The following is an 18,949-nucleotide window of genomic DNA, read 5'->3' as shown; positions in this document are numbered from 1 at the left end:
CCCCCATGACGACCACTCCCACACCTCCGAAGAAGATCAGGCCGGCCGCCTTCCGCGAGGAGCCCGGCCTGGACGACTGGCGGGTCCTGGGCGAGGGAGCCTGTGCGCACTACCGCACCGGCACCTTCGCCGAGGGCGCCGCCTTCGTGGCCGCGCTCGCCGCGCTGCCCGGCTCCGCGGACCGCGCGCCGGACGTGGACCTGCGGCCGGACGGCGTGACGGTCCGCCTGATCACCCTCACCGACGAGCTGTACGGGCTGACCGAGGGCGACCCCGAACTGGCCCGGCGGATCTCGGCGCTGGCCGCCGAACTCGGCCTGACCGCCGACCCCTCGGCCCTCACCGGCGTCCAGGTCACCCTCGACGCCCTCGACATCCCCGCCGTCACCCCCTTCTGGCACGCCCTCCTCGGCTACGTCCACCGCGCGGGCAGCCCGGAGGACCTGGTCGACCCCGGCCGCCGCAACGCCGCCTTCTACTTCCAGCGGATGACCACCCCGCGCCCCCAGCGCAACCGCGTCCACGTCGACGTCTGGGTCCCCCACGACCAGGCCGAGTCCCGCATCGCCGCCGCCCTCGCGGCCGGCGGCCGCCTCGTCACCGCCGAACACGCCCCGTCCCACTGGGTCCTGGCGGACCCGGAGGGCAACGAGGCGTGCGTGGGGACGCTGTGAGGTACGGGGAGTTCGTCCGCCTCGCGGCGGCCGACCCGGCGGTCGTGGGCCTCGTCCTCAAGGGCTCCCAGGCCCACGAGGGCATGCCCACGGCCCACTCGGACCACGACCTCTACGTCGTCCTCGCCGACGGCGCGACGAGCGACCTCGGCCGCTTCGCGGGCCACCGCACACCCGAACTCGACCTGGTGATCGTCTCGTTGAGCGCCTTCCGGGCGCTGGGCATGCCGGGCTTCGAGCGCTACGCGCTCGCCCGGGCGCGGGTGGTCCTGGACCGGCTGGACGGGGAGATCGCCGCGATCCTGGCGGCCAAGGCGGTCCTCACGGAGGCGGAGTCAGCCCGGCTCGCCCCGGACTTCCTCGACGCCTACGCCAACTCCCACTACCGCTCCCTGAAGAACGCCCGGCACGGCCACGCGCTGGCCGCCCGCCTGGACGCCACGGACAGCCTCTCCCACCTCCTGGACCTCCTCTTCACCCTGGCCCGCCGCCCCCGCCCGTACAACAAGTACCTGGAGTGGGAGCTGACCCGTCACCCCCTCCCGGACTGGCCCACGGCGACCCTCCTCCCCACCCTGACCAGCCTCGCCGCCACCCCGACCCCGGCCGCCCAGCGCACCCTCTTCGCCCGCGTCGAGTCCACCGCCCGCACCGCCGGCCACGGCGCGGTCCTGGACGCCTGGGGCGAGGACCTGGACCTGATGCGCCCGCAGTGAGGCAGGCCCCCGCGCTCACGCCAGCCACAGTGCCGAGCGGCGGTGGCGGCAGGGCGGGACGTCGAGGGTGTCGCGGTCCTGCGGGGTGGTGTTCGCCAGGCGGACGGCGGCGGTGAGGGCCGTGCGCAGGCGGGCGCGGGCGCGGCGTTCCCCGGTGGCTGACAGGCGGGCGACCGTGGGGTCGTGCTGGTGGCGGGGGAAGGAGAAGAACGCGACGGAGCGGCGGGTGCCGCGGCGCGGGTCGTGGAGCAGGACCGCGTGCCAGGGCGCGCCGGGGCGCTCGGGCCGTGCGGCGTGGGCGGGTGGGACGTGGTGGGCGGTGCGCGACACGGGGACTCCTCCGGGAGCGACCGCCAGGGCTGTCCTGGCGGGCTACCGGAAGCCGGTCGGGCCGGTGGCGCGGGTGGTGGCGGGGGTGGGCACACGGATATGCAACCGCATCGGGGGCCTTCGCGTGCGAGGGTTTCCGCATGGGGCACGCACGGGCCTATCCCGTTTTCCGGAGTGATGACGCCGACGCCGCGTACGCGCGGGCGCGGGAGCTGTGCCGTGGGCTGGAGGAGGTGCGGGACGGGCGCTGGCTGGAGGCGCTGGTGGGGGAGCCGGGGCGGGTGCGGGAGGTGGCCGGGGTGGTGCCGGGGGCGCTGTTCGAGGGGGCCGACGGGGAGGCGTACGACCCGTGGGCGGAGGGCGGGCGCGCGGGGGCGCTGCCGGTGTGGGTGTTCGAGGAAGAGGCGCCCGCCGACGCGGAGTTGCCGTTCCTGGAGGCCGTCGGTCAGGACCCGGCGGTGATCGGCTGGCGGGGGCGCTGGCCCGGCGCGGACGGGGCCGCGCAGTACGACGGCGTGCAGGTGTCCTTCCGCTCCGACGAGGTCGAGCCGGACGCGGCGCGGCCCGCGGGCACGCACACCGTCTTCCTGCACGTCGACAAGCGCTGCCCGCCCGACCGCGTCCGGCACCTCGCCGCCCGCGCCGGCTGCCGGCTCCTCGGCGAGGCCCGGACCGGCTGGTAGGGCGGCCAGCGGCCGGCGGCCTCACTCCTCCGCGGTCAGCCCCCGGCGCAGCCGCGCCAGCGTCCGCGCGAGCAGCCGCGACACGTGCATCTGCGAGATGCCCAGCTCCTCGCCGATCTCCGACTGCGTCAGCCCGGCCGTGAAGCGCAGCGACAGGATGCGCCGCTCGCGCGGCGGCAGCGAGGCGATCAGCGGCTTGAGGGACTCGACGTACTCGATGCCCTCCAGGCCGTGGTCCTCGTAGCCGAGCCGGTCGGCGAGGGTCGAACCGTCGGGGTCGGACTCCTCCTGCGGGGCGTCCAGCGAGCTCGCGGTGTACGCGTTGGCCGCGGCCATGCCCTCGACCACCTCGTCGGTGCCGATGCCCAGTTCACGGGCCAGCTCCTCGACGGTGGGCGCCCGGTCCAGGCGCTGGGAGAGTTCGTCGCCGGCCTTGGCCAGGTCGAGGCGGAGCTCCTGGAGCCTGCGCGGGACGTGCACCGACCACGAGGTGTCGCGGAAGAAGCGCTTGATCTCGCCGATGATCGTCGGCATCGCGAAGGTGGGGAACTCGACGCCCCGGGTCAGTTCGAAGCGGTCGATCGCCTTGATGAGGCCGATCGTGCCGACCTGCACGATGTCCTCCATCGGTTCGCTGCGGGTGCGGAACCGAGAGGCGGCGAACTTCACCAGCGCCAGGTTGAGTTCGATCAGGGTGTTGCGGACGTACGCGTACTCGTGGGTGCCCTCCTCCAGCTCGCCCAGCCGGGCGAACAGGTTCTTCGAGAGGGCGCGCGCGTCCTGCGGCGCGATCTCGTCGAGGGGCGGCATGCGCGTGGGGTCCGCGCCTTCCGACACCTCGAGGGGTACGAGGGGTACGTCGAGGCGGGGGGACATGGGGTCTCCTCCATCGTGGTCTCGCGTGCGGTTTGCGGCGCCTCCGAAGCCGGCCGTGGGAAACGTGGTCCTTACTAGCCCTACCTGCTCGACCCCGATGGTTGCAAGTGGCAATTGTCTGCTTTGGGCTGTTTCGGGGTGGAGCTTGTGTGCGGTGCACGCCGGTGCGCTTGTATGGTTCGACGCATGTACCGCCAGCACATCGGCAGCGCACCCGAGCGGTTTCGGGTCGAGGTCCGGACCGTGGGGGCGAGCGAGGTGCTCACCCCGGTGGGTGAGCTCGATCACCACACCGCCGAACTGTTGCGTGCGCCACTCGACCACGCGCTCGACGAGGGCCGCACACGCCTCGTACTCGACTGCTCACGCCTCGAGTTCTGCGACTCCACCGGACTCAACGTCCTGCTCGGCGCCCGGCTGAGAGCCGACGCCGCCGGCGGCGGGGTCCATCTGGCCGGAATGCGGCCGGCCGTGGCGCGGGTCTTCGAGATCACCGGGGCGGACGCCGTGTTCACCCTCCACGACACCCTCGACACCGCCCTCCCGGATCCCCGCTGAGCGGCCGGGCCGCCGCCCCGCGCCGGGCGGACCGGCCCCGGCCCGCCCGGCCCCCTGTCCTGAACTCGTCAATCGGTTGAATCGGTATCGGTGAGGTGAAGCGTTGAAGGAGACCGCCTCCGGCGACCCCGAGGTCCGCACCCTCGCCCTCGGGTCGGCCAGTGGCACCGTCCCGCTCGCCCGCGACTTCACGAGGCAGCTGCTCCACGAGTGGGGCTGGCTGCCCGCCGCCACCGCCGACCGCCGGGCCGCCGCCGAGGACGTCCTCCTCGTCGTCTCCGAGCTGGTCACCAACGCCTGCCTGCACGCCGAGGGTCCGGAGAGCCTGCGCGTGCTCCGCCTCGGCGGCGTGCTGCGTCTGGAGGTCGCCGACCGCGGCGCCGGTCAGCCCGCCCCGCGCACCCCGCACCGCGCCGGCCGCCCCGGCGGCCACGGGATGTTCATCGTGCAGCGGCTCTGCCGCGCCTGGGGCATCGACCGGGTCCCGGGAGCCCCGGGCAAGACGGTCTGGGCCGAACTGGCCGCCCCCGCATAGGACTTTCACAGCGCTCTCTCTTCCCTCCGCAGGGCCCCGGGCGTACCTTGACGGCCGATCTGATGAACCGTCAGCAATGCTGCGGTGAGTGCGGTGAGGGGTGCTTGAGGTGCCGAACGTGCCGAACCGGAGAAGAGTGGCCCGTGCGCTGACGGCGACGGTGGCGGTGGCCGGCTCGGCCGTGCTGCTCTCCGCGCCCGCCGCCCACGCCACCGTCGTGGACGTCGACTACGCCTGCGAGACGAAGATCGGGCCCAAGAGCGCCGTCTCGCCCGTCGACATCAAGGCGGTGAAGAGCGGGAACGCCTACACGATCACGATGTCCTTCGAGAAGGGCGTCTCGGACAGCCCGGTCGAGCTGCCCAAAGGGGTCATGACCCCGCGCGCCGAGCTGGTCGTCGGTGGCGCCGACAGCGGCACGGTGCAGGTCAAGGGCGTGCCGAACGCCGTCGCGATCCCGCCCAACACCCCCATCAAGATCGGGCAGTTGACGGGCACGTACACCCCGAGGAAGAGCGGCAGGGTCACCTTCACGGCCGGCACCCTCGTCGTCCACGCGCTCGGCATGGACGCCGCCACCTGCAAGCCCACCAACAGCCCCAAGCCCGCCCTGGAGCTGGACGTGACCGCGGCCGGCGGCTCCGGCGGCTCCAGTGGTGCGGGGGGCTCCGGGGGCGGTCCCTCCGGCGGTACGGGCTCCGGCGGCGAGCTCCCCAAGACCGGCCCGCTCGACTCCGCCGCCGCCCTCGGCACCCTCGGCGGCACCGTGCTCCTCACCGGCGCGGCCGGCGTGCTCTGGCTCACCCGGCGCACGGCCCGGCACACGGCACGTTGATGCGGGGGGTGCGGGCAGGGGTACGGGCCCGGGCGGAGGTACGGCTCCCGGCAGGGGTACGGGCAGCGGTACGGGCCCTCGCGGGCGCCGCGCTCACCGCCGCCACCCTGCTCGCGGCGGCCCCGGCGGCCCTGGCGGCCCCGGCCGTCCCCGCGGCGCCGACCCCCGGCTGGACCGCCGCGCCCGCCGCCGGCCGCCCGTACGTCTACCTGGAGGGCGCCGCCGGGAGCGTCCTTGAGGACACCCTGTCCGTCACGAACCCCGGCCCGCGCCCGCTCACCGTCACCCTCACCGGCACCGGCACGCCCCTCGCCCTCGCCTTCGCCACGCGCAGCGTGACCGTGCCCGGCCGCACCCGCGCCGACGTGCCCTTCGCCGTCACCGTCACCGCCGACACCCCGCCCGGCGAGCACCGCGGCGCGGTCCGCGCCGAGGCCGCCGGGCGCGCCGCCACCGTCCCGCTCCACCTGCGGGTGAGCGGGCCCCGGCTCGCCGCGCTCACCGTCGAGGACGTGCGCGTGGAACGCTCCGGCACCCTCCGCTACACCCTGGTCAACCGCGGCAACACCGTCCTCGCCCCGCGCCTGGCCGTGCGCGCCGAGGGCCTCTTCGGCACCGTCCTGGACCGCCCGGAGGAGGCCCTGCCGGTGCGGCTGCGCCCCGGTGAGCGGCTCACCCGCACCGCCCCCTGGCCCGACCCGCCCGCGCTCGACGCGGTCACCGTGCGCCTGACGGCCGCCGCCCCCGGCGCGGCCCCCGCGACCGCCCGCGCGGACGCCTCCTTCGCCTCACCGGCGGGCGTCGGCGCCCTGGCGGCCGCCCTCCTCGCGGCGGCCGGCACGACCGCGTACGCGCTACGACGGAGGAGACGATGACGCATCTGCGGACGGCGGCGGGCGGGCTGCTCGCCGCGCTGCTGCTGGCCCTGCTGCCGGCCACGGCCGACGCCGCCCCGACCGGCCCGGCCACCGCCGCCGAGGGGCCGCGGGTCGCGCTCTCGCGGACCGAGGGCGGCAAGGGCGGCGAGATCACCGTCAGCGGCTCCGGCTGGAAACCGGGCGCGCTGCTCATGCTGCTGGTCTGCGGCCGGGCCGAACCCGGCAGGGGCGTCGTCGGCGGCACCAACTCCTGCGCCAACACCGACGGACGCGCCGCCACGGTCGACGCCCGGGGCGCGTTCAGCACGAAGCTCCCGGTCGCCGAACCGCCCGTGCCCTGCCCCTGCGTCGTGCACGTGGCCGGGGTGACCGGACAGCAGGACACCGCGGACGTCGCCTTCACCGTCGCCGGCCACCCCACCGCCCCGCTGCCCGAGTCCGCCGGCCGGCCCCGGCTCGCGGTGCTCGCCTCGGCCCGTCTGGAGGGCTCCAGCGGGGTCCTCGTGTGGTTCGGTGCCCCGGCCCGGCGCGAGATCGTCGTGACCCTCGGCAACCTCGGCCAGACGCCGGTCAAGGACCCCGTGTTCGAGGTCGGCACCAGCCACGGGGTGTTCGCGCCGCAGTACGAGGAGCGCCAGTGGCGCGGCACGATCGAACCGGGCCGCAAGGCCCTGGTGAGGCTGCCCGTCGAGCTGACCGCCGGCGCGCACGGCGACTACCAGGTGTCCGTGCGGCACGGCGGCACGGTCCTGGTCGAACAGCCCTGGGGCGTCGGCCGCCCCTGGGGCGTGACCCTGTTCTGGGTCCTGCTCGCGCTGGTCGTGCCGGCCGCCCTCTTCCGCATCGGCATGGCGGTCGTGGACCGCGTCCGCCCGCCGCTCGGCGGCCGCCGGGCCCGTGGCCGTACCCCCGCACACGCCCCGACCCCCGCCTCCGCCCCCGTATCCGCATCCCCATCCGCATCCGCATCCGAATCCACGGCGATCCTGCCGTGGTTCACCCCTGACTCCGCACCGTCAGAGACCAGCCCGACGACGAAGGGACAGGCGTGAGGACGACACGCACGACGACACGGAGGATCGGTGCGACGGGCGTCGCGCTGATGCTCGGCGGGGCGGGGATCCTGCTGACCGCCGCACCCGCCATGGCGGCGGAGGTCTCGTACCGGACCGAGTGCATCCCGCCCTCCATCTCCGGCCTGCCGCCGGTGCAGGGCACCACGAAGGTGCTGATCACCGCGCCCGCCGAGGCCAAGGTCGGCGACGAGGTCGAGGTGGTCTGGAAGACGGTCGAGGCCGCGTCCAAGAACCCGGACGTCCTCGACCTCGACAAGGACACGGTGAAGCCCACCGGCGTGATCAAGGTCGGCGGCGCGGCGAGCGGCACCCTGGCCGTGGAGGGGCCGCGACAGAACCCGCCGATCCCGAAGAACAGCCCGATGGTCCTGCCGGACATGAAGGGCAGGCTGAAACTGGAGAAGGCGGGCGAGATCACGCTGACGCCCGACAAGTACACGATCAACGTCTCCAAGCCGATGTCCACCGACACCAAGTGCTCCCCGAAGGAGACGGTCGCGGTCGGCGCCACGATCAAGGTGACGGCGGGCGGCGGTACGAGTTCCGGCGGTACGACGTCCTCCGGTGGCACGACGACGAGCGGTGGCACGACGTCTTCCGGCGGTACGACCACCAGCGGCGGCACGACGTCTTCCGGCGGTACGACCACCTCCGGCGGCACCGCGGCAGGAGGCTCGACCTCCGGCGGCACCACCGCGTCCGGCGGCACCGGCGGCTCCGGCGGGCAGACCGACTTCCCCGGCAAGGAGGTCTCCGTCGCCTTCGCCTGCCAGGCCCCCGGCCCGGCGTCCATCAGCTCCAAGGTGACCGTCGACGCCAAGAAGAACGGCGGCTCCTACGACCTCACCGTCAAGACCGCCAAGGGCGTCATGAACAGCCCGGCCGCCCTCCCCAAGGGCGCCCTCAAGCCCTCCATGGCGGTGCGGATCGGCGGCGCCGACAGCGGCACGGTCACCGTCACCGGCGCGCCCAACCCCGAGCCCCTGGAGGCCGGGAAGCCGGTCGACCTCACCGACATGACCGGCACCTACAAGCCCGGCGCGAGCGGCAAGGCCACCCTGAGCCCCGGCAAGCTGACCATCAGCGTGTCCCTCGGCGGCTCGCCGATCGTCATCCCCTGCGAGGTCAAGGGCTCGGTGCGGGCCTCGCTGACCCTGGACACCGAGAAGCAGGCCGGTGGCGCGTCCGGCGGCAGCGGTGACGGCGGTGCGACCACCGCGTCCGGCTCCGGCTCGGGCGGTGGCGGGCTCGCCGACACCGGCGCCGAGGACGGCGGCGCCCTGCGTGCCCTCGCCCTGGTCGCGGGCACGGTGATCCTGCTCGGCGGCGCGGTGTTCACGTTCACCCCGTGGGCGCGGCTGCGCCGCTGAGCCGGCGGAGCGCGAAACGGCGGAGGGCCGCCGCACCGATTCCGGTGCGGCGGCCCTCAGAGCCGTACGGCGTGTGCCGGGGGCGACGTCAGTGGACGGAGCCCATGAGCGACTGGACCTTCTTGCGGTAGGCCCACACGGCGAATCCGGCGAGGACGGCGAGGGCCGCCTGCATGCCGATGATCCCGGTGCCGTTCAGGTCCACACCGGCCAGCGAGAGCAGACCCGTGGTGCAGTCACCGGCGGTGACGGCGAGGAACCAGACGCCCATCATCTGGGAGGCGTACTTCTGCGGCGCCATCTTCGTGGTGACGGAGAGGCCGACCGGGGAGAGGCACAGCTCGCCGATGGTCTGGATCATGTAGATCGAGACCAGCCACATCGGGGAGACCTTGGTGCCGTCGCCCGCCATGTTCATCGGGACGATGAAGACGAAGAAGGACGCGCCGACCAGGACCAGGCCCATCGCGAACTTCACGATGGTGTTCGGCTCCTGGTTCTTGCGGGCGAGCCACAGCCACAGCCAGGCGAAGACCGGGGCCAGCGCCATGACGAACAGCGGGTTCAGGGACTGGTACCAGGTGGCCGGGAAGCCGAGGCCGAAGACGGTGTCGGCGGTCTTGTCGTCGGCGAACAGCGACAGGGTCGAACCACCCTGGTCGTAGATCATCCAGAAGACGGCGGCGGCGACGAAGAACCAGATGTACGCGGTCATCTTCGACTGCTCGGTCTTGTCGAGGTCCTTGTCGCGCTTGATGCGGACCAGGACGGCGACCGGGATGATCAGACCGGCGAGGGTGATCGGGACCAGCGCCCAGTTCAGGGTGTACATGCCGAGGGCGATGACCGCGCCGTAGAAGACGGCGGCGGCGACGAGCACCACGGAGACCTTGACCAGGACGTTCTTGCGCTCGACCGGCGAGAGCGGGTTCGGGACCACGTCGCTCTTGGCGCTGAGGTGCTTGGTGCCGAGCAGGAACTGCAGCAGGCCGATGCCCATGCCGACCGCGGCGAGCGCGAAGCCGAGGTGCCAGTTGACCTTCTCGCCGACGGTGCCGACGACGAAGGGCGCGACGAAGGCACCCAGGTTGATGCCGATGTAGAAGAGCGTGAAGCCACCGTCACGGCGCGGGTCGTCCGGGCCGTCGTAGAGGTGGCCCACCATCGTGGAGATGTTGGCCTTGAGCAGACCGGAGCCGGCGGCGACGAGCGCGAGACCGGCGAAGAAGGCCGCCTGGCCCGGGATCGCGAGCGAGGCGTGGCCCGCCATGATCACGAAGCCGGCGATGGCGACCGTCTTGCGGGCGCCCCAGACGCGGTCGCCGAACCAGCCGCCGGGCATGGCCATGAGGTAGACCATCGACACGTACACGGAGTAGATCGCCGTGGCCGTGGCCGCCGTCATGGCGAGGCCGCCGCCCTGGCTGCCCGTCGCGGCGTCGGCGCCGCCGGAGACCAGGTAGAGGACCAGAAGGGCCCGCATGCCGTAGTAGGAGAAGCGCTCCCACATCTCGGTCATGAAGAGGGTGGCCAGACCCCGGGGGTGGCCGAAGAAGGTCTTCTCGGAACCGGAGGTTCCGGAAGAAGCCGTCGTCATGCTCGACGCCATGTCGATCCTTGCTCTGTCGGGACGCGCGCTTCGTGAGCGGGAGGCGCCCGGTGGGGGAGGCCGGCACCGGGGGGAGCGCGGTCGCGCCCCTCCGGGATCCACGCCCCGGTGCGACGTCGCACCAGGACCCGGCCCACAGGTCATTCACCGTCCTCAAGGCTGCCGACGGCCGCCTCGTGCAGAAAAGAGACCCTTGGCTCACCAACCCGGCCAAAGGTCCCCGTTTACCGCTACAGAACTCTCGACACCATACGGCACGACACTGCCGGATATGGAAGGACTTGAGAGATGGATCACAGGCGTCCGTGGAACCAACCTCGTTCATTCCAAGGTCATGAGCAAGTTACGACTCAAGATCCAATGGGGGTCCGGTGACGGCCCCCCGCCCCCGCCGATCACGCCCCGGCACCGTCCCGGCGCGGACTACCATCACCTCATGACCCGTGTACTGCTCGCCGAGGACGACGCCTCCATCTCGGAACCGCTGGCCCGCGCCCTGCGGAGAGAGGGGTACGAGGTCGAGGTCCGGGAGGACGGCCCCAGCGCGCTCGACGCCGGACTCCAGGGCGGCGTGGACCTGGTCGTGCTCGACCTGGGCCTGCCCGGCATGGACGGCCTGGAGGTCGCCCGCCGGCTGCGCGCCGACGGGCACACGGTGCCGATCCTGGTGCTCACCGCCCGGGCCGACGAGGTCGACACGGTGGTCGGCCTGGACGCCGGCGCCGACGACTACGTGACGAAGCCCTTCCGGCTCGCCGAGCTGCTCGCCCGGGTCCGGGCCCTGCTGCGGCGCGGCTCCGCCGAACCGGCCGCCGCCCCCACCACCCACGGCGTGCGGATCGACGTCGAGTCGCACCGCGCCTGGATGGGCGACGAGGAGCTCCAGCTCACCGCCAAGGAGTTCGACCTGCTGCGGGTCCTGGTCCGCGACGCGGGCCGGGTGGTCACCCGCGACCAGTTGATGCGCGAGGTCTGGGACACCACCTGGTGGTCCTCCACCAAGACCCTGGACATGCACATCTCCTGGCTGCGCAAGAAGCTCGGCGACGACGCGGCCAATCCGCGCTACATCTCCACCGTCCGCGGCGTGGGCTTCCGCTTCGAGAAGAGCTAGCCGCTCAGAGCCAGTCGAGAAGAGCTGATCCCCTCCCGTGCGCCGCCGTCTGATCAACTCCACGCTCGCCGTGGTGCTCGTCGTCATCGCCGTCTTCGGCGGCTCCCTGCTGATCGTGGAGACCCGCACGGTCTCCGCCGGCGCCCAGGAACGGGTGGACACGGAGGCCGTGCGGATCGCCTCCATCGTCGACAGCCGGCTGATCGGCGGCGAGCCGGTCAACCCGGACATCCTGGCCGACCAGAGCGGCGGCCGGCGGTACGCGGTCATCCGCATCCCGGGCCGCGCGCCCATCGAGATCGGCTCCCCGCCCGGCGGCAGCGTCATCAGCGGCTTCGCCGAGGGCGAGCGCGGCGAGACCGTGGTCGTCGAGGAGGCCCGCTCGGTCGTCATGGCCGAGGTGCGCCGCACCCTGCTGATCATCCTGGCCGTGGCGCTGCTGTGCGTCGCGGCCGCGGTGCTGCTCGCCGTGCGCCAGGCCAACAAGCTGGCCTCGCCCCTGACCGACCTCGCCGAGACCGCCGAGCGGCTCGGCTCCGGCGACCCGCGGCCCCGCCACAAGCGCTACGGGGTGCCCGAGCTCGACCGGGTCGCGGACGTCCTGGACGCCTCCGCCGAGCGGATCGCGCGGATGCTCACCGCCGAGCGCCGGCTCGCCGCCGACGCCTCCCACCAGCTCCGTACGCCGCTGACGGCGCTGTCCATGCGCCTGGAGGAGGTCGCCGTCGCCGGCGACCTGGAGACGGTCCGGGAGGAGGCGACGATCGCGCTGACCCAGGTGGAGCGGCTCACCGACGTCGTGGAGCGGCTGCTCACCAACTCGCGCGACCCGCGCACCGGCTCCGCGGTCGCCTTCGACCTCGACGAGGTCATCAAGCAGCAGATCGAGGAGTGGCGGCCGGCCTACCGCAGCGCGGGCCGGGCCATCGTGCACTCCGGCAAGCAGGGCATGCGGGCCGTCGGCACCCCCGGCGCGGTCGCCCAGGTCCTGGCGGCGCTGATCGAGAACTCGCTCATGCACGGCGGCGGCACCGTCGCCCTGCGCACCCGCGTCACCGGCAACCAGTCGGTGATCGAGGTCACCGACGAGGGGCCGGGCGTGCCCGCGGACCTCGGGGCGCGGATCTTCGAGCGGGCGGTCAGCGGCCGCTCCTCCACCGGCATCGGCCTGGCCGTCGCCCGGGACCTCGCGGAGGCGGACGGCGGACGCCTGGAGCTGCTCCAGCAGCAGCCGCCGGTCTTCGCGCTCTTCCTGAGCCGGGAGGTCAGGGGCCGTACGGAACGGGAGCAGGAGCGCCCGGTCCGCTGAGGCGCCGCGGCTCCGCCCGGGCTCAGACCCGGTCGGGCTGCTTGCGGCCGGCCTGGCGCGGCGCCTGCTCCAGGAACGATTCGGCGGCGTGCACCGCCTCCTTCGCCGGCAGCGCCCGGAACACCCAGGTGCGGTACGACCAGAAGCGGAACAGGGTCGCGACGCCGATGCCGAAGAACTTGAAGAAGTTGCTCTGCAGCGGGGTGTCCCAGCCGAAGCCGTAGGTCGCCGTGTAGAGCACGCCGTTCTCGATCACCATGCCGACGACGCTGAACAGCAGGAACAGCACCAGTTCCTTCGTGCGCCCGGACTTGTCGCGGTCGCGGTACGTGAAGTAGCGGAACCCCACGTAGTTGAAGAGGATCGCCACGACGGTGGCGATGATGCTCGCCCGCACCACCGGAAGCTCGGTGACGTGGCGCACCAGGTTGAAGACGCCCAGGTTCACCAGGACGCCCAGTCCGCCGACCACGCCGAATTTGGCGACCTCGCGGACGAGCCGGTCCACTCGCATGCGCAGCGCGCCGGGTTCACTCATCGTGATGGCTCAGTCCTGTCCGGTTCCGGAAGCGTTCCGGCCGACGCCGGATCGGCGTCAACCCAGCCATGCTAACCAGCACCCACGGCGCACGCCCGGCTTGTGCGCGATCCGTGTGCGAGCCCACCCCTGCTGTGACAAAGCACAGCCGGACGAGGCTCCGGAACTTGTGCGGATACCCTAAGAGGGTGACGTTCCCGGTAGTCGGCATGGTCGGCGGCGGTCAGCTCGCTCGTATGACGCACGAGGCTGGCATCCCGCTCGGCATCCAGTTCAAGCTCCTCAGTGACACCCCGCAGGACTCGGCGGCCCAGGTGGTGAGCGAGGTCGTCCTCGGCGACTATCGCGACCTGGACACGCTGCGTGACTTCGCGCGGGGCTGTGACGTGATCACCTTCGACCACGAGCACGTGCCCGCGGAGCACCTCGCGGCCCTGGAGGCGGACGGCGTCGTCGTCCGTCCGGGCCGCGCGGCCCTCGCGCACGCCCAGGACAAGGGGGTGATGCGGGCGCGGCTCGACGAGATCGGCGCGCCCAGCCCGCGGCACCGCATCGTGGCCGACCCGGCCGACGCGGCGGCCTTCGCCGCCGAGGGCGGGGGCTTCCCGATCATCCTCAAGACCGTGCGCGGCGGCTACGACGGCAAGGGGGTGTGGTTCGTGCGCTCCGAGGCGGACGCCCACGACGCCTTCAAGGCCGGCGTGCCCGTGCTCGCCGAGGAGAAGGTCGACTTCGCGCGCGAGCTCGCCGCGAACATCGTCCGCTCCCCGCACGGCCAGGCGGTGGCCTATCCGGTGGTCGAGTCCCGTCAGGTCGACGGCGTCTGCGACACCGTGATCGCGCCCGCGCCGGACCTCTCCGACGAGCTGGCCGGGCAGGCCCAGGAGCTGGCGCTGCGGATCGCCAAGGAGCTCGACGTGGTCGGCCACCTGGCGGTCGAGCTCTTCGAGACCCGTGACGGGCGGATCCTCGTCAACGAGCTCGCCATGCGCCCGCACAACTCCGGCCACTGGACCCAGGACGGCGCGGTCACCTCGCAGTTCGCCAACCACGTCCGGGCGGTCCTCGACCTTCCGCTGGGCGACCCGCGCCCGCGCGCGAAGTGGACCGTGATGTGCAATGTTCTGGGCGGCGACTACCCGGACATGTACCAGGGGTACCTGCACTGCATGGCCCGGGACCCGCAGCTCAAGATCCACATGTACGGCAAGGACGTGAAGCCGGGCCGCAAGGTGGGCCACGTCAACACCTACGGCGACGACCTGGACGACGTGCTGGAGCGCGCCCGTCACGCCGCCGACTACCTGCGAGGAACGATCGTTGAGTAATCCGGCCGCTGCCACCCCGCTCATCGGCATCGCCATGGGCTCCGACTCGGACTGGTCCGTCATGGAGGCCGCCGCCCAGGCCCTGGACGAGTTCGAGATCGCGTACGAGGTCAACGTCCTGTCCGCGCACCGCATGCCGCGCGAGATGATCGCGTACGGCGAGGAGGCCGCCGACCGCGGTCTCAAGGCGATCATCGCGGGCGCCGGCGGCGCGGCCCACCTGCCGGGCATGCTCGCCTCGGTCACCCCGCTGCCGGTGATCGGCGTCCCCGTGCCGCTCAAGTACCTCGACGGCATGGACTCGCTGCTGTCCATCGTGCAGATGCCGGCCGGCGTCCCGGTCGCCACCGTCTCGGTCGGCGGCGCGCGCAACGCGGGCCTGCTCGCCGCCCGGATCATCGCCGCGCAGGACCCCGACGTGCTCGCCCGCATGCGGGAGTTCCAGCAGGAGCTCAACGACCAGGCGACCGAGAAGGGCAAGCGGCTGCGGCAGAAGGTCGAGGGCTCGGGCTCCTTCGGGTTCGCCCAGTGAGCGCGGCGGCGGAGCGGCTGGCCGAGGCCAGGGAACTGCTCGCCGCCGCCCCGGTGGTCGACGGGCACAACGACCTGCCGTGGGCGCTGCGCGAGCAGTGCGGCTACGATCTGGACGCGCTGGACATCGCCGGCGACCGCTCGGCCTCCCTGCACACCGACCTCGCCCGGCTGCGCGCCGGCGGGGTCGGCGCGCAGTTCTGGTCGGTGTACGTGCCGGGCCGGCTGGCCGGCGACCACGCGGTCAGCGCCACCCTGGAGCAGATCGACGCCGTCGACCGGCTGGTCGAGCGGTACGCGACGGACCTCGCGCCCGCGCGGACCGCCGCCGACATGGAGGCGGCCCGCGAGCAGGGCCGGATCGCGTCCCTCAAGGGCGCCGAGGGCGGCCACTCGATCAACAACTCGCTGGCCACCCTGCGCGCCCTGTACGCCCTGGGCGTGCGCTACATGACGCTCACCCACAACGAGAACAACGACTGGGCGGACTCGGCCACCGACGAGCCGCGGCACGACGGCCTCACCGCCTTCGGCCGCGAGGTCGTCCGCGAGATGAACCGCTGCGGCATGCTCGTGGACCTCTCGCACGTCGCCGAGTCGACGATGCGGGACGCCCTGGACACCAGCGTCGCGCCGGTGATCTTCTCGCACTCCTCGTCCCGCGCGGTCTGCGACCACCCGCGCAACGTCCCGGACGCGATCCTGGAGCGGCTGCCCGCCAACGGCGGCGTGGCGATGGCGACCTTCGTGCCGAAGTTCATCCTGCCCGCCGCGGTGGAGTGGACGGCCCGCGCCGACGAGAACATGCGCGCCCACGGCCTGCACCACCTGGCCACCACCCCGGAGGCGATGGCCGTCCACCGCGCCTTCGAGGCCGACCACCCGCGCCCGGTCGCCACGGCGGCCACGGTCGCCGACCACCTCGACCACATGCGCGAGGTCGCCGGCATCGACCACATCGGCATCGGCGGCGACTACGACGGCACGGCCTTCACCCCGGCCGGCCTGGACGACGTCGCCGGCTATCCGAACCTGGTCGCGGAGCTCCTCGTGCGCGGCTGGTCGCACGCCGACCTCACGAAGCTGACCTGGTCCAACGCGGTGCGGGTGCTGCGCGACGCCGAGGCGGTGGCGCGCGAGCAGCAGGCGCTGCGGGGCCCGTCGATCGCGACGATCGCCGGCTTCGACGCGTAACCACCGGACGGCACCGGTGAAGTGACGGCCCGTCAGTGAGGCCCCCGCCCCGGCGGGGGCCTTCGCGCGTCCCGGGCCGCCGTCCCCCGGACGGCCCAGTCCGCCGCGCCCGGCGGCGGGGCCGGTGGCACGGTTGCCGTACTGCCTCAGTAGTACGGAGTTGAGTCACCCATGGCAGATCTGCTGGACGATCCCACCACCACCTTCACCGTCGCCCACGCCGCCTCGGCGGGCGACGCCGATCCCCCCGAACATCCCCGGCCCCTCGACGAGTCGACCCGGGCCCGCGCGCTGCTCGCCGCGCAGCCGGTCGTCGAGGGGCACACGGAACCGCCGCGCGTCACCGACCCGGACCCGGAGGACCTTCCCCCGGAACGGGCCGCGGAGGCGGGAGCACAGCTCTGGTCCCTGCGCGTGGACGCCGACGACGGCGTCCTCGGCACCCTGCGCCGGATCGACGCGGTCCGCGCCCTCGTGGCGGCCTGCCCCGAGGACCTGCGCCTCGCCCACACCACCTCGGAGATGGAGCACGCCCGCAACTGCGGCCGGGTCGCCGTCGTCCTCGGCCCGGTGAGCTGGGCGGCCGTCGGCGGCTCGCCCGCCACCCTGCGGGCGTACCACGCGCTCGGCGTACGGGCGGTGAGCCTCACCCGCTACGACCGCTTCGCCCGCGAGGCGGTCCGGGAGATGAACCGGCTCGGCCTGGCGGTCGACCTGGCCGGCGCCGACCACGACACCGTCCGCCAGACCCTCGCGGTGAGCCGGGCCCCGGTCCTGCTCACCGAGGCCGACCCGGACGTCCTGCCGGACGACGTGCTGCGCCTGCTCGGCGAGAAGGACGGCGTCTGCATGATCCCGGTCACCCCGGACGCCGCGGCGACCGCCGACGCCCTGGACCGGCTCCGCGCCCTCGCGGGCCCCCGGTCGCTGGGCATCTCCCACCCGACCAGCCCGTCCACCGGCTACGTCCCGCTCTTCGCGGAGCTCCTGCGCCGCGACTGGCAGGCCCCGGACCTGGTGGCCCTCGCGCACGGCAACATCACGCGCGCGCTGCGGGAGACGGAGTTCCGCTCCCGGGTGACCCGGCTGAAGGCCGCGTGACGGAGAGCCGTGACGGAGAGCCGTGACGGAGAACCGTCACGGGAGACACCGAGGGGCCCGGAGCCGTGTCGCACGGCACCGGGCCCCTCGGCCGTCGTCGTCGGGACGCCGTCAGGCGCGCGGACGGCCCATCGCCCGGTAGGTCCACCCGGCCTCGCGCCAGCGCGCCCCGTCCAGTGCGTTGCGGCCGTCGAGGATGACGGCGGACGACACGACCGCGGCCAGCTCCGCCGGGTCGAGCGCCTCGCGGAACTCCCGCCACTCGGTCAGGTGCAGCACCACGTCCGCGCCGCGCACCGCGTCGAGCGCGGACTCGGCGTACCCGAGCGTCGGGAACAGGCGCCGGGCGTTGTCCATGCCCTTGGGGTCGTAGACGGTGACCTGGCCGCCCTGGAGGTGGATCTGGCCGGCCACGTTCAGCGCGGGCGAGTCGCGGACGTCGTCCGAGTCGGGCTTGAAGGTCGCGCCGAGCACCGCGACCCGCTTGCCGAGGAAGCCGCCGCCCAGCGCCTCGCGGGCCATCTCCACCATGGACGCGCGGCGCCGCATGTTGATCGAGTCGATCTCGCGCAGGAAGGTCAGCGCCTGGTCCGCGCCCAGCTCGCCGGCGCGCGCCATGAAGGCCCGGATGTCCTTGGGCAGGCAGCCGCCGCCGAAGCCGATGCCGGCCCGCAGGAACTTGCTGCCGATCCGCTCGTCGTGCCCGATCGCCTCGGCCAGCTTGGCCACGTCGCCGCCGGCCGCCTCGCACACCTCCGCCATCGCGTTGATGAAGGAGATCTTGGTGGCGAGGAAGGAGTTGGCGGAGGTCTTCACCAGCTCGGCGGTCGGATAGTCGGTCACCACGAACGGCGAGCCCTCCGCCACCGGCACCGCGTACACCTCGCGCAGCAGCTTCTCGGCCCGCTCGCCGCGCGCGCCCTCGGCCGTGCCGACCACGATCCGGTCCGGGTGCAGGGTGTCCTGGACGGCGAAGCCCTCGCGCAGGAACTCCGGGTTCCAGGCCAGGTCCACGCCCTCCGGCAGCACGCCGGCGAGCCGCTCGGCCGAGCCGACCGGCACGGTCGACTTGCCGACGACCAGGGCCCCGTCCCGTACGACCCCGGCGAGGGAGGCGAAGGCGGCGTTCACGTAGCTCATGTCGCAGGCGTACTCGCCGTGCTTCTGCGGGGTGTTCACACAGACGAAGTGCACGTCGCCGAAGGCGCCGACCTCCTCCCAGGAGGTGGTGAAGCGCAGCCGCCCGCTGGAGCCCTCGATCCCGGCGACGTGCCGCGCCAGCAGCTCCTCCAGGCCCGGCTCGTACATCGGGACCCGCCCGGCGGCCAGCGTCTCCACCTTCTCGGGCACCACGTCGAGCCCGAGCACCTCGAATCCGAGCTCCGCCATGGCCGCGGCGTGCGTGGCGCCGAGGTAGCCGGTGCCGATCACGGTGATCTTGAGGGCCATGCGGTCTCCAGTGAGGAGTCGAGGTCGGGCGAATTGCCAGCCCGAGCATAGTCGGGCCCTGGATCGCGGCCCGGTCTCGCCCTACCCTTTGAGTTACTTAACGGTAGTTAGCACGCGTGGGAGTGAATGACGGTGGCCGGTTCGGCTGATTTCGATCTGTATCGTCCGTCGGAGGAGCACGAGATGCTCCGGGAGACGGTCCGTGCGCTGGCGGAGGCGAAGATCGCGCCGTTCGCCGCGGCGGT

At 73.2% G+C, this 18,949-nt stretch carries 20 protein-coding genes; 15 read left to right on the top strand and 5 right to left on the bottom strand.

The genetic code is table 11. From position 1 onward, the window contains the following. Positions 1-5: 5 nt before the first annotated feature. Positions 6-674, top strand: a complete 669-nt coding sequence (locus tag ACIGW2_RS30615) for a VOC family protein (protein WP_391654571.1) — start codon at positions 6-8, stop codon at positions 672-674. Further along, a complete protein-coding gene (locus tag ACIGW2_RS30610) occupies positions 671-1,390 on the top strand; it encodes a hypothetical protein (RefSeq protein WP_399847183.1) in 720 nt (239 codons plus the stop codon). Before ACIGW2_RS30615 ends, ACIGW2_RS30610 begins: the two co-directional genes overlap by 4 nt. 15 nt (positions 1,391-1,405) lie before the next feature. Here ACIGW2_RS30610 and ACIGW2_RS30605 read toward each other — a convergent pair whose 3' ends face one another. Then, positions 1,406-1,720, bottom strand: a complete 315-nt coding sequence (locus ACIGW2_RS30605) for a hypothetical protein (protein WP_399847181.1) — start codon at positions 1,718-1,720, stop codon at positions 1,406-1,408. 140 nt (positions 1,721-1,860) lie between these two features. Between ACIGW2_RS30605 and ACIGW2_RS30600 the strand changes: the two genes are divergently transcribed. Continuing rightward, positions 1,861-2,403 (top strand): hypothetical protein, encoded by a 543-nt coding sequence (locus ACIGW2_RS30600; RefSeq protein ID WP_391654567.1) that lies wholly within the window; start codon positions 1,861-1,863, stop codon positions 2,401-2,403. A gap of 21 nt (positions 2,404-2,424) precedes the next feature. Here ACIGW2_RS30600 and ACIGW2_RS30595 read toward each other — a convergent pair whose 3' ends face one another. After that, positions 2,425-3,279: an RNA polymerase sigma factor SigF gene (locus ACIGW2_RS30595; protein WP_361585584.1), complete on the bottom strand. Its 855-nt coding sequence runs from the start codon at positions 3,277-3,279 to the stop codon at positions 2,425-2,427. A gap of 186 nt (positions 3,280-3,465) precedes the next feature. On the opposite strand from ACIGW2_RS30595, the gene ACIGW2_RS30590 reads away from it, so the two are divergent. The 6 genes from ACIGW2_RS30590 to ACIGW2_RS30565 all read left to right on the top strand — a co-directional run bounded on the left by ACIGW2_RS30590 (position 3,466) and on the right by ACIGW2_RS30565 (position 8,531). After that, positions 3,466-3,837: an STAS domain-containing protein gene (locus ACIGW2_RS30590; RefSeq protein ID WP_356067513.1), complete on the top strand. Its 372-nt coding sequence runs from the start codon at positions 3,466-3,468 to the stop codon at positions 3,835-3,837. 103 nt (positions 3,838-3,940) lie between these two features. After that, a complete protein-coding gene (locus ACIGW2_RS30585) occupies positions 3,941-4,372 on the top strand; it encodes an ATP-binding protein (RefSeq protein WP_391654566.1) in 432 nt (143 codons plus the stop codon). A gap of 136 nt (positions 4,373-4,508) precedes the next feature. Further along, positions 4,509-5,207: a peptidase gene (locus ACIGW2_RS30580; RefSeq protein WP_399847179.1), complete on the top strand. Its 699-nt coding sequence runs from the start codon at positions 4,509-4,511 to the stop codon at positions 5,205-5,207. Between the two features lie 8 nt (positions 5,208-5,215). Then, positions 5,216-6,082 carry a hypothetical protein gene (locus ACIGW2_RS30575; protein WP_399847178.1) on the top strand — a complete coding sequence of 289 codons (867 nt, stop codon included), beginning with the start codon at positions 5,216-5,218 and terminating at the stop codon, positions 6,080-6,082. Next, a complete protein-coding gene (locus ACIGW2_RS30570; RefSeq protein WP_391654562.1) occupies positions 6,079-7,137 on the top strand; it encodes a hypothetical protein in 1,059 nt (352 codons plus the stop codon). The genes ACIGW2_RS30575 and ACIGW2_RS30570 overlap by 4 nt, the downstream gene beginning before the upstream one ends. 50 nt (positions 7,138-7,187) lie before the next feature. Next, positions 7,188-8,531 (top strand): hypothetical protein, encoded by a 1,344-nt coding sequence (locus ACIGW2_RS30565; protein WP_399847572.1) that lies wholly within the window; start codon positions 7,188-7,190, stop codon positions 8,529-8,531. 88 nt (positions 8,532-8,619) lie between these two features. On the opposite strand, the gene ACIGW2_RS30560 is transcribed toward ACIGW2_RS30565, so the two are convergent. Further along, positions 8,620-10,140, bottom strand: coding sequence for an oligopeptide:H+ symporter (locus tag ACIGW2_RS30560; RefSeq protein ID WP_356067521.1), 1,521 nt, complete (start codon positions 10,138-10,140; stop codon positions 8,620-8,622). A 436-nt stretch (positions 10,141-10,576) separates the two neighbouring features. On the opposite strand from ACIGW2_RS30560, the gene ACIGW2_RS30555 reads away from it, so the two are divergent. Both ACIGW2_RS30555 and ACIGW2_RS30550 read left to right on the top strand, forming a co-directional pair. Further along, positions 10,577-11,254, top strand: a complete 678-nt coding sequence (locus tag ACIGW2_RS30555) for a response regulator transcription factor (RefSeq protein ID WP_356067522.1) — start codon at positions 10,577-10,579, stop codon at positions 11,252-11,254. A 37-nt stretch (positions 11,255-11,291) separates the two neighbouring features. Beyond that, complete coding sequence (locus ACIGW2_RS30550; protein ID WP_391654560.1) at positions 11,292-12,563, top strand: ATP-binding protein; 1,272 nt, start codon at positions 11,292-11,294, stop codon at positions 12,561-12,563. 22 nt (positions 12,564-12,585) lie between these two features. On the opposite strand, the gene ACIGW2_RS30545 is transcribed toward ACIGW2_RS30550, so the two are convergent. Beyond that, positions 12,586-13,101, bottom strand: a complete 516-nt coding sequence (locus tag ACIGW2_RS30545; protein ID WP_391654559.1) for a GtrA family protein — start codon at positions 13,099-13,101, stop codon at positions 12,586-12,588. 188 nt (positions 13,102-13,289) lie between these two features. Here ACIGW2_RS30545 and ACIGW2_RS30540 point away from each other — a divergent pair, with 188 nt between their 5' ends. The 4 genes from ACIGW2_RS30540 (at position 13,290) to ACIGW2_RS30525 (ending at position 17,255) form a co-directional block, all read left to right on the top strand. After that, positions 13,290-14,429, top strand: a complete 1,140-nt coding sequence (locus ACIGW2_RS30540) for a 5-(carboxyamino)imidazole ribonucleotide synthase (protein ID WP_361585557.1) — start codon at positions 13,290-13,292, stop codon at positions 14,427-14,429. A 34-nt stretch (positions 14,430-14,463) separates the two neighbouring features. Continuing rightward, entirely contained in the window at positions 14,464-14,961 is a 498-nt protein-coding gene (gene purE, locus ACIGW2_RS30535) for a 5-(carboxyamino)imidazole ribonucleotide mutase (RefSeq protein WP_356067542.1), read from the top strand. After that, the gene (locus tag ACIGW2_RS30530) at positions 14,958-16,154 is read left to right on the top strand and encodes a dipeptidase (protein ID WP_399847177.1); all 1,197 of its coding nucleotides are present in this window, start codon (positions 14,958-14,960) and stop codon (positions 16,152-16,154) included. The genes purE and ACIGW2_RS30530 overlap by 4 nt, the downstream gene beginning before the upstream one ends. 171 nt (positions 16,155-16,325) lie before the next feature. Then, positions 16,326-17,255 carry a membrane dipeptidase gene (locus ACIGW2_RS30525; RefSeq protein WP_361585552.1) on the top strand — a complete coding sequence of 310 codons (930 nt, stop codon included), beginning with the start codon at positions 16,326-16,328 and terminating at the stop codon, positions 17,253-17,255. Between the two features lie 111 nt (positions 17,256-17,366). On the opposite strand, the gene ACIGW2_RS30520 is transcribed toward ACIGW2_RS30525, so the two are convergent. Further along, positions 17,367-18,704: a UDP-glucose dehydrogenase family protein gene (locus tag ACIGW2_RS30520; RefSeq protein ID WP_391654557.1), complete on the bottom strand. Its 1,338-nt coding sequence runs from the start codon at positions 18,702-18,704 to the stop codon at positions 17,367-17,369. Between the last annotated feature and the right edge of the window lie 245 nt (positions 18,705-18,949).

Source organism: Streptomyces sp. NPDC053541 (assembly GCF_044544705.1).
Taxonomy (GTDB): Bacteria; Actinomycetota; Actinomycetes; order Streptomycetales; family Streptomycetaceae; genus Streptomyces.
This window is presented reverse-complemented; position numbering and strand designations above follow the sequence as displayed.

What these genes read in the sequence shown, in the direction of transcription:
- ACIGW2_RS30615 (WP_391654571.1), top strand. Translation starts at nt 6, where the DNA reads ATGACGACCACTCCCACACCTCCGAAGAAGATCAGGCCGGCCGCCTTC.
- ACIGW2_RS30595 (WP_361585584.1), bottom strand. Translation starts at nt 3,279, where the DNA reads ATGTCCCCCCGCCTCGACGTACCCCTCGTACCCCTCGAGGTGTCGGAA.
- ACIGW2_RS30525 (WP_361585552.1), top strand. Translation starts at nt 16,326, where the DNA reads ATGGCAGATCTGCTGGACGATCCCACCACCACCTTCACCGTCGCCCAC.
- ACIGW2_RS30520 (WP_391654557.1), bottom strand. Translation starts at nt 18,704, where the DNA reads ATGGCCCTCAAGATCACCGTGATCGGCACCGGCTACCTCGGCGCCACG.
- ACIGW2_RS30590 (WP_356067513.1), top strand. Translation starts at nt 3,466, where the DNA reads ATGTACCGCCAGCACATCGGCAGCGCACCCGAGCGGTTTCGGGTCGAG.
- ACIGW2_RS30570 (WP_391654562.1), top strand. Translation starts at nt 6,079, where the DNA reads ATGACGCATCTGCGGACGGCGGCGGGCGGGCTGCTCGCCGCGCTGCTG.
- ACIGW2_RS30545 (WP_391654559.1), bottom strand. Translation starts at nt 13,101, where the DNA reads ATGAGTGAACCCGGCGCGCTGCGCATGCGAGTGGACCGGCTCGTCCGC.
- ACIGW2_RS30555 (WP_356067522.1), top strand. Translation starts at nt 10,577, where the DNA reads ATGACCCGTGTACTGCTCGCCGAGGACGACGCCTCCATCTCGGAACCG.
- purE (WP_356067542.1), top strand. Translation starts at nt 14,464, where the DNA reads ATGGGCTCCGACTCGGACTGGTCCGTCATGGAGGCCGCCGCCCAGGCC.
- ACIGW2_RS30565 (WP_399847572.1), top strand. Translation starts at nt 7,188, where the DNA reads ATGCTCGGCGGGGCGGGGATCCTGCTGACCGCCGCACCCGCCATGGCG.
- ACIGW2_RS30600 (WP_391654567.1), top strand. Translation starts at nt 1,861, where the DNA reads ATGGGGCACGCACGGGCCTATCCCGTTTTCCGGAGTGATGACGCCGAC.
- ACIGW2_RS30560 (WP_356067521.1), bottom strand. Translation starts at nt 10,140, where the DNA reads ATGGCGTCGAGCATGACGACGGCTTCTTCCGGAACCTCCGGTTCCGAG.